12 protein-coding genes are annotated in these 12,608 nt (G+C 69.3%); 4 read left to right on the forward strand and 8 right to left on the reverse strand.

The window, feature by feature from the left end:
- The first annotated feature begins 16 nt into the window (after positions 1–16).
- Genes QZ772_RS06010 through QZ772_RS06020 form a run of 3 tightly spaced genes read left to right on the forward strand, consistent with a single transcriptional unit; the run spans position 17 to position 1,316 of the window.
- Positions 17–577, forward strand: coding sequence for a flavin reductase family protein (locus tag QZ772_RS06010; RefSeq protein WP_366510546.1), 561 nt, complete (start codon positions 17–19; stop codon positions 575–577).
- A gap of 50 nt (positions 578–627) precedes the next feature.
- A complete protein-coding gene (locus tag QZ772_RS06015; RefSeq protein WP_295524014.1) occupies positions 628–930 on the forward strand; it encodes a type II toxin-antitoxin system HigB family toxin in 303 nt (100 codons plus the stop codon).
- Positions 930–1,316: a transcriptional regulator gene (locus tag QZ772_RS06020; protein ID WP_295524015.1), complete on the forward strand. Its 387-nt coding sequence runs from the start codon at positions 930–932 to the stop codon at positions 1,314–1,316. Before QZ772_RS06015 ends, QZ772_RS06020 begins: the two co-directional genes overlap by 1 nt.
- An 82-nt stretch (positions 1,317–1,398) precedes the next feature.
- Here the strand turns inward: QZ772_RS06020 and QZ772_RS06025 are convergent, their stop codons facing one another.
- From QZ772_RS06025 to QZ772_RS06060, 8 genes are all read right to left on the reverse strand, one after another.
- On the reverse strand, positions 1,399–2,406 hold the full coding sequence (locus QZ772_RS06025; RefSeq protein WP_295524016.1) for an AraC family transcriptional regulator: 1,008 nt from the start codon (positions 2,404–2,406) through the stop codon (positions 1,399–1,401).
- A 424-nt stretch (positions 2,407–2,830) separates the two neighbouring features.
- Positions 2,831–3,223 (reverse strand): RidA family protein, encoded by a 393-nt coding sequence (locus tag QZ772_RS06030; protein WP_295524017.1) that lies wholly within the window; start codon positions 3,221–3,223, stop codon positions 2,831–2,833.
- Positions 3,224–3,251: 28 nt separating this feature from the next.
- Positions 3,252–3,728, reverse strand: a complete 477-nt coding sequence (locus QZ772_RS06035) for a thioesterase family protein (protein ID WP_295524054.1) — start codon at positions 3,726–3,728, stop codon at positions 3,252–3,254.
- Positions 3,728–5,416: an AMP-binding protein gene (locus QZ772_RS06040; RefSeq protein WP_295524018.1), complete on the reverse strand. Its 1,689-nt coding sequence runs from the start codon at positions 5,414–5,416 to the stop codon at positions 3,728–3,730. Before QZ772_RS06040 ends, QZ772_RS06035 begins: the two co-directional genes overlap by 1 nt.
- Positions 5,417–5,438: 22 nt before the next feature.
- Positions 5,439–6,602: an acyl-CoA dehydrogenase family protein gene (locus tag QZ772_RS06045; RefSeq protein WP_295524019.1), complete on the reverse strand. Its 1,164-nt coding sequence runs from the start codon at positions 6,600–6,602 to the stop codon at positions 5,439–5,441.
- Between the two features lie 89 nt (positions 6,603–6,691).
- Positions 6,692–7,552: an enoyl-CoA hydratase family protein gene (locus QZ772_RS06050; RefSeq protein WP_295524020.1), complete on the reverse strand. Its 861-nt coding sequence runs from the start codon at positions 7,550–7,552 to the stop codon at positions 6,692–6,694.
- Between the two features lie 53 nt (positions 7,553–7,605).
- Complete coding sequence (locus QZ772_RS06055; RefSeq protein ID WP_295524021.1) at positions 7,606–8,376, reverse strand: SDR family NAD(P)-dependent oxidoreductase; 771 nt, start codon at positions 8,374–8,376, stop codon at positions 7,606–7,608.
- Positions 8,373–10,712 (reverse strand): bifunctional salicylyl-CoA 5-hydroxylase/oxidoreductase, encoded by a 2,340-nt coding sequence (locus QZ772_RS06060; protein WP_295524022.1) that lies wholly within the window; start codon positions 10,710–10,712, stop codon positions 8,373–8,375. Before QZ772_RS06060 ends, QZ772_RS06055 begins: the two co-directional genes overlap by 4 nt.
- Positions 10,713–10,969: 257 nt before the next feature.
- Between QZ772_RS06060 and QZ772_RS06065 the strand changes: the two genes are divergently transcribed.
- Complete coding sequence (locus tag QZ772_RS06065) at positions 10,970–12,217, forward strand: styrene monooxygenase/indole monooxygenase family protein (protein ID WP_295524023.1); 1,248 nt, start codon at positions 10,970–10,972, stop codon at positions 12,215–12,217.
- Positions 12,218–12,608: the final 391 nt, after the last annotated feature.

A 12,608-nucleotide genomic window follows, 5' to 3' on the forward strand; every position in this document is an offset into this window, starting at 1 on the left:
TTCCGAGGCTGGCCGAATGAGCGCCGTCGCCCTTGCCCCCGCGTTGGCGGCCAGCGACCTAGCGCCCGGCGGCGGCGCCCCAGTGCCCTGGAGCGACGAGGTCCTGCACCCGCGCCTGCTGCGCACCGTGCTCGGCTGCTACCCCACCGGCGTGGCCATCGTGGCCACCCGCAGCGCCGACGGCCGGCCGGTGGGCCTCACCATCAACTCCTTCGCTTCGCTGTCGCTGGAGCCGCCGCTGGTACTGTGGAGTCTGGTCAACCGCTCGCCCAGCCTGCAGGCCTTCCGGGACTGCACGCACTTCACGATCAGCGTGCTGGGCTGCTCGCAGGAAGCCCTCGCGCGGCACTTCGCCAATCCGGCGGTGCCCGACAAGTTCGATGGCATCGCCGTCATGGAAGCCCCCGAGGGCGTGCCCGCCATCGCAGGCGCTGCCGCCACGCTGGTGTGCGCCAGCGATCACCACCGCGAGACAGGCGACCATCATCTGCTCGTGGGCCGCGTCCTTCGCGTGGCGCGCAGCGAGACGGCGCCGCTGGTGTTCCATGGGGGGCGGTTCACGGGGTTGGCGGCTTGAGCCGACCGATGCGATGGCCGGCAGTCCCAATTTGGGACTAAACTTGCGCGATGCGGATCATCGCCGTCAGCGCCCTGCGGGACTACTGGTCATCGCATCCCGATGCCAGGAGGCCACTGCTGGCGTGGGTCGAAGAAGTACAGGCCGCGCAATGGCGCACGCCGGCTGACGTGAAGGCAAGTTTCCGTAACGCAAGCATCCTGCCCGGCCGGCGGGTGGTGTTCAACATCAAGGGCAACGACCACCGGCTGGTGGTGGCCGTGGCCTATGCCTTCGGCGCCGTCTACATCAAGTTTGTTGGCACGCATGCAGAGTACGACCTCATCGACGTGCACAACGTGGAGCCTGAATGATGAACCTGCAACTGCACCCCATCTGCAGCGAGGCGGATTACCGCTCGGCGCTGAAGGCGGCGGAAGCCTTCTTCGACGTGCCGGAGGAGCCTCGGCCCGACAGTCCGGAAGGCGCTTATTTCGAGGCGCTGATCACGCTGATCGAAGCGTACGAACGCAAGCATTTCCCGATGGATCCGCCCGACCCGGTGGATGCCATCAAGTTCCGCATGGAGCAGGCCGGCCTCACGGTGGCAGATCTGGTGCCCTACATCGGGCCCCGCCACCGGGTTTACGAGGTGCTCAATCGCAAGCGCCCGCTGACGATGCCGATGATCCGGCGCCTGATGAACCTGGGCATTCCTGCACAGTCCCTGATCGGCCCGGCGGAACCGGTCACCGCCTGAGGACTGATGTTCCCGAAGGCGCCCGCGCAGGCGTCTGCGCAGCCCCGACACTATTTGCAGACGATGCAGTGAGCGCCAAGATTCAATGCCGCCGCACCGTCTCGCTCGGGTACTCGCCGAAGCGCGCACGGTAGTCGGCGCTGAAGCGTCCCAGGTGGCCGAAGCCCCAGCGCAGCGCGACGCCGGCCACATGGGTGCTGCCGCCCAGCAGTTCGGCACGGGCCCGCTCCAGCCGCAGGTCCTTGAGGTACTGCATGGGGCTCACGCCGAGGAATTCCCTGAAGCCCGCATAAAGGCTGCGCACGCTCACACCGGCCACCTCTGCCAGTTGATCAGCGCACAGAGGCTCGTGTGCATGGGCCTGGATGTGGTCCTGTACACGGCGCACATGGCGCGGCAGCACGGCATTGCAACGTGCAGGCGACGCATGGCTGTGGTTGTGCGGCTGCACCGACAGCAGCGTGGCCGCCACCAGTTGCCCGACCTGCTGGCTCACCAGTCGGTGCTGCGACACGTCCATGTCCTGCGCCATCATCTCCTGCAGGTAGCCCAGCAGGTGCATCCACATGGCGTTGTCGCGCCAGCCGAAACCCAGCTGGAAGCGCACCGGCGCGTCGAGCGCACGGCCCAGTTGCAGCGCCAGCGTGCGCTCCACCAGCGCGCGCGAGACGCGCACCATGAGCTGCTGGTTGTCGGCCGACCAGCGCATCACCGTGTCCTCGCTCGGGCTGAGCACCGTGGCCTCGTGCGGGCCGGAGTCGCTGTGCTGGCCACCGCTGTCGACCTGTGCACGGCCGGCCAGCGGCATCTGTACCAGGAAGAAGTCTTCCAGCGGACCGGGCTGGATCTCCACCTCGGCGCCGTAAGCCAACAAACTCAGCGAGACGTCGCCGAAGCTGGCATGGTGCATGCGCGCATCCAGGCGCTGGGCGCGACCGGCCACGTCCAGCCGGTGCGGCTTCATGACGCTGCCCACGCGCAGCCGCGTCTCTTCGAGATCGGCCGAGGCGAAGAAGGGCCGCAGTGGCCGCGCGGCCGGCAGGGGGGCAGAGGGTTGGCGGGAGAAGAAGGCACTGGCAGTGGGGTTCATGACGGGGCCTCGTGTCACGCGTTGCCGGGTCTGCGGGTGGCGTATTGCGGGCGGGCGATGCCGGCAGCGGTGCTGAACCGTTAGCAAGATCGGCGCCACGGCGTGCGCGCTGCCGTGGTGCAGTTAATTTAGTCCTGAAGCAATGTGGACGCACTCGGGGGTTGCACGGACTCGGAGACTGCTTGGCGATCAGGAAGGGCTCCCCCTCTCCCCAGCCCTCTCCCGCGAGGGGAGAGGGAGTATTGGGGAAGCCCGGATGCCGGATGCCGGATGCCGGATGCCGGATGCCGGATGCGGGGTGCCAAGTGCACGGGGCTGACGTGCGAAGAGCAAAGGGCCTGCAGCTGGGCCTGGGCGGTGGGGGACAAATGAAAAGCGGCCCGTCGGGGCCGCTCTTGCTGCGGGGGGTGCGCGCGACGAGCGCTCAGTCGGGCACCACGGCGGTGACTTCGATCTCCACCTTGGCGCGGTCCTCCACCAGCGCCGACACCTCCACTGCCGTCATCGCGGCGTTGTAACAGTTGATCAGCTCGCGAAAGTGCTTGCCGATGGCCGGGTAGGCGGCAACGTATTCGCGCTTGTCGGTCACGTACCAGGTCATGCGCACGATGTGCTCGGGGCTGGCGCCGGCTTCGCGCAGCACCTCCACGATGTTCTGCAGCGCCTGGCGCACCTGCTCGCCAAGATCGTCGGTATGGAAAATGCCCTGCGCGTCCCAGCCGATCATGCCGGCCACGAAGACCATGCGGCCACGGGCGGTGACGCCGTTGGCATAGCCCTTGGGGCGCGGCCAGCCGGGAGGAAGAAGAACTTGCATGGGGACTCCTGCGGGAAAAAAGTTGGATTCAGTTCAGGGCCGGATCGGGCGCAAAGCGCAGCAGCGCGTCGCGCACGTCCGGCGGGATGTCGATGGCGCGGTGCGTCTGCAGGCTGGTGAAGACCAGCACCTGCCGCGAGGCCACGCGCAGTTCGCCATCGGTGCCGGTGCATTGCAGCGCCAGCGTGAGCGAGCGGCCACCCGCGCGCTCCACCGCCAGGCCCAGCTCGACGGTGTCGCCCAGCCGGCTGATGGCGCGGAAGTCGCATTCCAGCCGCACGATGGGCAGGCCGATGTGGCGGCCGGCGATCATGCCGGCGTAGTTGACGCCCAGGCTCTCGTTGAACCAGTCCTCCACCAGCTGGTTGAACATCACCAGGTACTGGGGAAAGAAGACGATGCCGGCGGGGTCGCAGTGCGAGAAGCGGATGAGCTGCGTGCGCGTGAAGCGGCCCGGCGGCGCGTCGGCGGTCTCGGCCGGGTCGACAGAGGTGGCGACGCGGATCACGAGGCGGCCCCCGTTTGTTCCGCAGGCGTGGCCGGGGTGGTCCCCGTCGTCGGCGCCATCGCGCTCGCCTGCGCCGCCTGCTTGAGCACGAAGCGCTGCAGCTTGCCCGTCTGCGTGCGCGGCAACTGCGCCACGAAGACCACCGAGCGCGGGTACTTGTACGGCGCGACGGTCGCTTTGACGAAGTCCTGCAGCGTGCGCACCATGGCCTCGCCCGCTTCGCCCTGGCCGGCACGCAGCACCACGAAAGCCTGCACGATCTGGCCGCGGTCAGCGTCGGGCGCACCGATGACGGCGCATTCGGCCACGGCCGGGTGCTGCATCAGCGCCTCTTCGACCTCGGGCGCGGCGATGTTGTAGCCGGCCGAGATGATCATGTCGTCGGTGCGCGCCTGATAGAAGAAGTAGCCGTCGGCGTCCATGAGGTACGCATCGCCGGTGAGGTTCCAGCCACCCTGCACGTACTGCGCCTGGCGCGCATCCGACAGGTAGCGGCAGCCTGTCGGGCCCTGCACCGCCAGGCGGCCGACGGTGCCTGGTGGCAGTTCATGGCCGGCCTCGTCCACGATGCGGGCGCGATAGCCGGGCACGGGCTTGCCCGTGGCGCCGGGCCGCGCGCTGGCCTCGTCGTGCGAGATGAAGATGTGCAGCAGTTCGGTCGAGCCGATGCCGTCGATCAGCTCGATGCCGGTCGCCTGCTTCCACAGTGCGCGGGTGGTGGCGGGCAGCGCCTCGCCAGCCGACACGCACTTGCGCAGCGGCGTGGCGCGCAGCACGGCGCCCTGCTCGGCCAGCAGCCGATACGACGTCGGCGCGGTGAACAGCACCGTGGCGCCGAAGTCCTGGATGCCCTGAAGCAGTTGCGCCGGACCGGCCTTCTCCAGCAGCACGGTGGATGCACCCACATGCATGGGAAAGAGCACCAGCCCGCCGAGCCCGAAGGTGAAGGCCAGCGGCGGGCTGCCGATGAACCGGTCGTCGGCCGTGGCGCGCAGCAGGTGCGGCGGCCAGCAGTGGCACACCGCCATGACGTCGCGGTGGAAGTGCATGGTCGCCTTGGGCACGCCGGTGGTGCCCGAGGTGAAGCCGAACAGGCAGGTGTCGTCGGCTGCCGTGTCGACGTTGTCGAAGACGGGCGAGGCCGTGGCCATCAGGGCCTCAAGGCTTTCGGGCCCGTCGGCATGAAAGTGGCGGATGTGCTGGAGCAGCGGCGCCTTATGCGCGGCCAGCGCCAGCTCCTCGGCCAGGGCGGCATCGCACAGCGCATGCGTCACCTGGCCGATCTCGAGGATGGGCACCAGCTCCTTGGCGCGCAGCAGCGGCATGGTGGCGACGGCGATGCCGCCGGCCTTCATCACCGCGAACCAGCAGGCCGCCAGCATCGGGTTGTTGGGCGCGCGCAGCAGCACGCGGTTGCCCGGCACCAGGCCCATCTGCTGTACCAGCACGTTGGCGATGCGGTTGGCCTTGTCCTGCAGCTGGGCATAGGTCCAGCGCAGGCCGGGTGCCAGGATGCAGGGCCGGTCGCCACGGCCTTCGGCCACGTGGCGGTCCAGCAACTCGGTGGCGCAATTCAGGCGCGCGGGCATCTGCAACTCGGGCAGCTCGAAGATGAACTGCGGCTGCTGCTCAGGCGGCGGCAGGTGGTCGCGCGCGAAGGTGTCGACGTGGGCGCTGGCGGTCATTGCGGTCTCCGGCCGTGTCCGCTCAGGCCGCCTTGGCTGCGCCGGCCTCGCGCAGCAGCTCGCGGCCGATGATGAGCTGCTGCACCTCGGTCGCGCCTTCGTAGATGCGCAGGGCGCGGATCTCTCGGTAGAGCCGCTCCACCGGCTGCTCGCTCACCACGCCCAGGCCGCCGAACATCTGTACGGCCGCGTCGATGACCTGCTGCGCGTTCTCGGTGGCAGTGAGCTTGGCCATGGCCGCGTCCTTGGTCACCGGCTCGCCGCGGTCGCGGCGCCAGGCGGCGCGGTAGGTCAGGAGCGCGGCGCTGTCGATGGCCGTGGCCATCTGCGCCAGCCTGGCCTGCGTGAGCTGGAAGTCGGCCAGCACGCCGTTGAACATGCGGCGCGTGGTGGCGCGGGCCAGGGCCTCGTCGAAGGCGCGGCGCGCGAAGCCCAGCGCGGCGGCGGCCACGGAGGTGCGGAACACGTCCAACGTGCGCATCGCCACCTTGAAGCCCTCGCCCGCCGCGCCCACGCGCTGGCCGGCGGCCACGCGACAGCCCGTGAAGCGCAGGCGCGCCAGCGGATGCGGCGCGATCACCTCGATGCGCTCGGCGATCTCGAAGCCGGGCGTGCCGGCCTCGACGATGAAGGCACTGATGCCGCGGGCGCCTGGCGCCTCGCCGGTGCGGGCGAACACCACGTAGAAGTCGGCGATGCCGCCGTTGGAGATCCAGGTCTTCTCGCCGTCGAGCACGTAGTGGTCGCCGTCCTGGCGCGCGCTGCACTGCATGGCGGCCACGTCGGAGCCGGCATCGGGCTCGGACAGGGCGAAGGCGGAGATGGCCTCGCCGCGCGCCACGCGCGTCAGATAACGCTCGCGCTGCTCCGGCGTGCCGTGCAGGCTGATGGCGCCGCTGCCCAGGCCCTGCATGGCGAAGGCGAAGTCGGCCAGGCCACTGTGGCGGGCCAGCGTCTCGCGGATCAGGCAGATGGCCCGCGCGTCCATGGTCTGCGCAGATGCGCCGACGGCATGCTTGAGCCAGCCGCCCACGCCCAGCGCCTTGACCAGCGCGCGGCATTCGGCGTCCACGTCGTGGCCATGGTCCTGCGAGATGTTCTGCGTGGCCCAGGCGTCCACGGCCTGCGCCAGTTCGCGGTGGCGGGGCTCGAAGAAGGGCCAGTCGAGGTAACTCTGGTCCGCCATGTCAGGACTCCCGCCGGGCCGCCCCAAGGGAGGCCTGCGCCCCCTCGGGGGGCAGCGAATACACGAAGTGATGAGCGTGGGGGCACATGTCAGTCTCCTTTGAAGACCGGCTTCTGCTTCGCCACGAAGGCCTCGTAGGCCCGCGTGAAGTCCTGCGTCAGCATGCACAGCGCCTGGGCCTGGGCCTCGGCCTCGATGGCCTGCTCGATGGTCATGGCCCATTCCTGGTGCAGCATGGTCTTGGTGATGCCGTTGGCAAAACTGGGCCCTTCTGTCAGCTGGGCAGCCAGCTTCTGCGCCTCGGCCAGCACCTCTTCGGGCGCGCACAGGCGGTTGAAGAAGCCCCAGCGTTCGCCCTCCTCGCCACCCAGGGCGCGGCCGGTGTAGAGCAGCTCGCTGGCGCGGCCCTGGCCCACGATGCGCGGCAGCATGGCGCAGGCGCCCATGTCGCAGCCGGCCAGGCCCACGCGGTTGAACAGGAAGGCGGTCTTGCTGCGGGCGGTGCCCAGGCGCAGGTCCGAGGCCATGGCCAGGATGGCGCCGGCACCGGCGCACACGCCGTCGATGGCGGCCACGATGGGCTGCGGGCAGGCGCGCATGGTCTTGACCAGCTCGCCGGTCATGCGGGTGAACATCAGCAGCTCGGGCGCCTTCAGCCGCACCAGCGGGCCGATGATCTCGTGCACGTCACCGCCAGAGCAGAAGTTGCCGCCGGAGCCGGTGAGCACCACGGCTTTCACGTCGTCGGCCCACTTGAGCTGATGGAACAGGTCGCGCAGCTCGGCATAGCTGTCGAAGGTGAGCGGGTTCTTGCGCTCGGGGCGGTTCAGCACGATGGTGGCCACGCCGTCGGCGACGGACCACTGGAAGTGCTTGGCCTCGTAGCCGGCCAGCGGGCGCTGGTTGCCGGCCACCAGGGCCGGATCCACGCGGGGAATGCTCTCGCTCATGCGGTCTCCGTTCTTTGCTGTCTGCGTTGGTGTGGTGGAAGGCGAAGGCGCGGTCACATGACCTCGCCGCCCGCCACGGAAATGGATTGGCCGGTCACGGCGCCCGCGCCCTGGCCGCACAGCCAAGCCACGGCATCGGCCACCTCGTCGGGCTGCACCAGGCGGCCCTGGGGGTTGCTCTTGACGAACTCGGCCCGTGCGGCCTCGGGGCTGCGGCCCGTCTTGGCGACCACACGCTCGATGCTCTGGCGCACGATGTCGGTCTCGGTGTAGCCCGGGCACACGGCGTTGACGGTGATGCCCTTGGTCGCCAGTTCCAGCGCCAGCGAGCGGGTGAGGCCCACCACACCGTGCTTGGCCGCGCAGTAGGCCGACACGTAGGCATAGCCCACCTGCCCCGCCGTGCTCGCCACGTTGACGATGCGGCCCCAGCCCGCCGCCAGCATGCCGGGCAGCACGGCCTGGCTGCAGACCATCGTGCCGGTCAGGTTGACGGCCAGCATGCGCTGCCAGAGCGCCATGTCCATCTTGTGGAAGGGCGCGCTCTCGGCCTGGCCGGCGTTGTTGACCAGCGCGGCGACGGGGCCGAAGCGGCTTTGCGCCTCGGCCAGCGCGGCCGCCACCGCCCCGGCATCGGCCACGTCGGCGCTGACGGCGAACAGGTGTTCGGTATCTCCGGCGGCCACGGCCTGCACGGCCTCGGCGCTGCGACCGAGCACGGTCACGTGCCAGCCTTCGGCCACCAGCCGCCGCGCAATGGCGGCGCCGATGCCGCGGCCGCCACCGGTCACCAGCGCATGGCGCGATGCGGTGGTGCCGCTCACTTGCCGGCCCCCGCCGCCTCAGCCATGGCCTTCTCGCGCGCGAAGTTGGCTTCCATCTGCGGCTTGGCCGACCGGTACTGCTTGGGCCAGGTGATGGCCGTGTAGCCGATCTTGGCGGCCTCGGTCAGCGTCCAGGCCGGGTTGGCCAGGTGCGGACGCGCCACCGCGCACAGGTCGGCGCGGCCTGCGGCCAGGATGCTGTTGGCATGGTCGGCCTCGCTGATCGCACCCACGGCGATGGTGGGGATGCCCGCCTCCTGCCGGATGCGGTCGGCGAAGGGCGTCTGGAACATGCGGCCGTAGACCGGCTTTTCCTTCTTGCTCACCTGGCCCGAGGAGCAGTCGATCAAGTCCGCGCCCGCGGCCTTGAAGGCACGGGCGATGGCCACGGCGTCCTCGGGCGTGATGCCGCCCTCGACCCAGTCGTGGGCCGAGATGCGCACCGAGATCGGCTTGTCGACCGGCCAGGCCTCACGCACGGCGGCGAACACCTCCAGCGGATAGCGCAGCCGGTTCTCCAGGGAGCCGCCGTATTCGTCGGTGCGCTGGTTGGTCAGCGGCGAGATGAAGCTCGACAGCAGGTAGCCGTGGGCGCAGTGCAGTTCCAGCCAGTCGGCGCCGGCCTCCGCCGCGGCGCGGGTGGATGCGACGAACTGCGCCTTGACCTCCGCCATGTCCTCGTGCGTCATGCCGCGCGAGAGCTGGCTCACGCCCTCCAGGTACTGCTGCGGCGATGCCGACAGCAGCGGCCAGTTGCCCGACTCCAGCGGCTGGTCGATGCCCTCCCACGCCAGGCGGGTGGAGGCCTTGGCGCCGGCATGGCCGATCTGGATCGCGAACTTCGCATCGCTGTTGGCGTGGATCCAGTCCGCGATGCGCTTGAAGGCCACCGTGTGCTCGGGCTTGTAGAGGCCCGGGCAGCCGGGGGTGATGCGGCCTTCGGGGCTCACGCAGGTCATCTCGGCGAAGACAAGGCCGGCGCCGCCCATGGCGCGCGCGCCCAGGTGCACCAGGTGGTAGTCGCCGGCCACGCCGTCCACCGCCGAGTACTGCGCCATGGGCGAGACGACGATGCGGTTCTTGAGGGTGACGCCACGCACCGTGTAGGGCGTGAACATGGGCGGCGGCGGGGTCTTGCCTTCTGGGACCGGTACGTCGGCACGTTGCGCGAACCAGCGCTCGTAGCCTTCGAGCCAGCCGCGGTCGCGCAGGCGCAGGTTCTCGTGGCTGATGCGCTGACTGCGCGTGAGCATCGAGTACATGAACTGCTCCGGCTCCAGCTGATCGCAGTAGCGCTTGCCGCAGACCTCGAACCATTCCATGGCGTTCCAGGCGGCGTTCTGGATGCGCAGCGTCTCCACGCGGCGGGCTTCCTGGTAGGCCTTCAGCACCTCGGGGATGTGCTCGCGGGTATCACCTTCGCGGACGAACAGGCGGGCCAGCTCGATGGCGTCCTCGATGGCCAGCTTGGTGCCGGAGCCGATGGCGAAGTGCGCCGTGTGCACCGCGTCGCCCATCAGCACCACATGGCTGCCGTGCTCGTTCTGCAGCGACCACTGCTCGCAGACCACGCGCTGGAAGTTGATCCAGGCCGAGCCGCGCAGGTGCCGGGCATTGGTCATCAGCTTGGCGCCCTGCAGGTCGCCGGCGAAAAGCTTCTCGCAGAAGTCGATGGACTGCTGCTGGTCGGCCTGGTCCAGGCCGTGGGCCTTCCAGGTGTCCTCGGTGGTCTCGACGATGAAGGTCGAGGTGGTGTCGTCGAACTTGTAGATGTGGGCCTGGAACCAGCCGTGCTCGGTGCGCTGGAAGTCGAAGGTGAAGGCCTCGTAGACCTTGTTGGTGCCCAGCCAGATGAAGCGATTGGGCCGCGCCACGATGTCGGGCTTGAAGACGTCGGCGTACTTGCTGCGGATGCGCGAGTTGACACCGTCGCTGGCGATGATGAGGTCGGCGTCTGGATAGTCGGCGTCGCTGTCGGCCTCGGTCTCGAACACCAGGTTGACGCCCAGCGCCTCGCAGCGCGCCTGCAGGATGTTCAGCAGCTTCTTGCGGCCGATGCCCACGAAGCCGTGGCCGCCCGAGCGGATGCGCCGGCCCTTGAACAACAGCTCGATGTCGTCCCAGTGGTTGAAGGCCTGCTCGATCTCGTCGGCCGTCTCGCGGTCGCAGGCGCGCATGTTCTCCATGGTGGCGTCCGAGAAGACCACGCCCCAGCCGAAGGTGTCGTAGGGCTTGTTGCGCTCGACCACGGTCACCTCGTGACCGGGGTTGTGCTTCTTCATCAGCAGTGCGAAGTACAGGCCGGCCGGCCCGCCGCCGATGCAGACGATGTTCATGGAGAGGCTCCTTTGCGATGGCTTGGGATGGAGTCTCCTCCTCATTTAGTTTAGTTGTCAAGCAATTCGGGCGGCGCCCGGGTCGCGTCCGCAACTCCTGCAGCGGACGGACAGGCGCTGCGGCCAGCGGATAGCGGCGGCGCGAGGCGCTTCCTAGCATGGCCCTGCCACTGTCGGGAAAGGCCCGCCGGTGCACCGCGAACCCTTCTTCGTCCCTCTTCCTTCCTCTTCGTCTGCAACCGCCAGGAGAACCATCCATGAGCCGCAAGATCGCCATCGTCGGAGCGGGCCAGTCCGGCCTGCCCCTGGCCCTCGCCCTGCAGGGCCGGGGCGACACCGTCACCCTGGTCACCAACCGCAGCCCGGACGAGTTGCGCCGTGGCAAGGTGATGTCCAGCCAGTGCATGTTCGACAACGCGCTGCAGATCGAGCGCGATTTCGGCCTGGACCTGTGGGCGGACGACTGCCCGCCCGTGGAGGGCATCGGTCTCACGGTGCCGCACCCCGAGCAGCCGGGCGAGCGCCTGATCGACTGGTCGGCCCGACTGGACCGGCCAGCGCAGGCGGTGGACCAGCGGCTGAAGATGCCGGCCTGGATGGAGCTGTTCCGCGAGCGCGGCGGCAACCTGGTGTTGCAGGACGCTGGGATCGCCGAGCTGGAAGAGTTGGCTGCCACGCATGACCTGGTGGTGGTGTCGGCCGGCAAGGGCGAGATCGTTCGCCTGTTCGAGCGCGACCCGGTGCGCAGCGTGTTCACGCAGCCGATGCGCGCGCTGGCCCTGACCTATGTGCACGGCATGACGCCGCGCACGCCCTACTCGCGCGTGTGCTTCAACCTGATCCCGGGCGTCGGCGAGTACTTCGTCTTTCCCGCGCTGACGCTCAGCGGGCCGTGCGAGATCATGGTGTTCGAAGGCGTGCCGGGCGGCCCGATGGACTGCTGGAGCGACATCCGCACGCCCGAGGACCATCTGCGGCAGAGCCTGAAGATCCTCGACACCTACCTGCCCTGGGAGGCCGAACGGTGTCGCGACGTGCGCCTGACCGACGACGGCGGCGTGCTGGCCGGCCGCTTCGTGCCGACCGTGCGCCGACCCGTGGGCACGCTGCCCTCGGGCCGCCAGGTCCTCGGCATGGGCGACGCGGTGTGCGTGAACGACCCGATCACGGGTCAGGGCTCCAACAATGCGACCAAGGCCTTCAAGGTGGTGCACGACGCGATCGTGGCGCGTGGCGACGCGCCCTTCGACGCCGCGTGGATGAATGCGACCTTCGAGCGCTTCTGGGACTATGCCCAGCACGTGGTGCGCTGGACCAACACGCTGCTGGAGCCACCACCGCCCCATGTGCTGAACCTGCTGGGCGCGGCGGGCCAGATCCCGGGCGTGGCGCATGTCATCGCCAACAACTTCAACCATCCGCCGGGGTTCTTCCCGTGGTGGACCGATGCGCAGGCCTGCGAGCGGTTCATCGCTGACCAGGCGGGGGCTGCTGTACCAGCTTGATCGGCTGCCGCGAGTCGGCTCGTCGGCTCGTCGGTCGGTGGTCCGTTGGCGATGGTCCGGCCCTGGCGCCGGTGAGGGCGTGGCGGCGCTTCAAGTGGGGCGGTCGGCGCTGCGCGCCGACTCCCCTCCGGTGCTCGGACAGACGGGCCGCGGCAGAACTCGCTACGCGCTTCGCGCTGCGCTCAAACAACTGCCGCGAGTCAGATCACGAAGCAGGCCTGTCCTTCGGCAGGCCCGCAGCCCGTCCGCCCTGCGCTCCTCGGCACCCCACAGGCGCGCCGCCACGCCCTCACCGGCACCAGGGCCTACGTTGGGGGTGATCGGCCGGCACTACGTCCTGCACCCCGCACTCCGCACCCTGTGCCTGTACCTGTACCTGTACCTGTACCTG

Origin of the sequence: uncultured Pseudacidovorax sp. (assembly GCF_913773995.1) — a bacterium.
GTDB lineage: Bacteria > Pseudomonadota > Gammaproteobacteria > Burkholderiales > Burkholderiaceae_C > Xenophilus.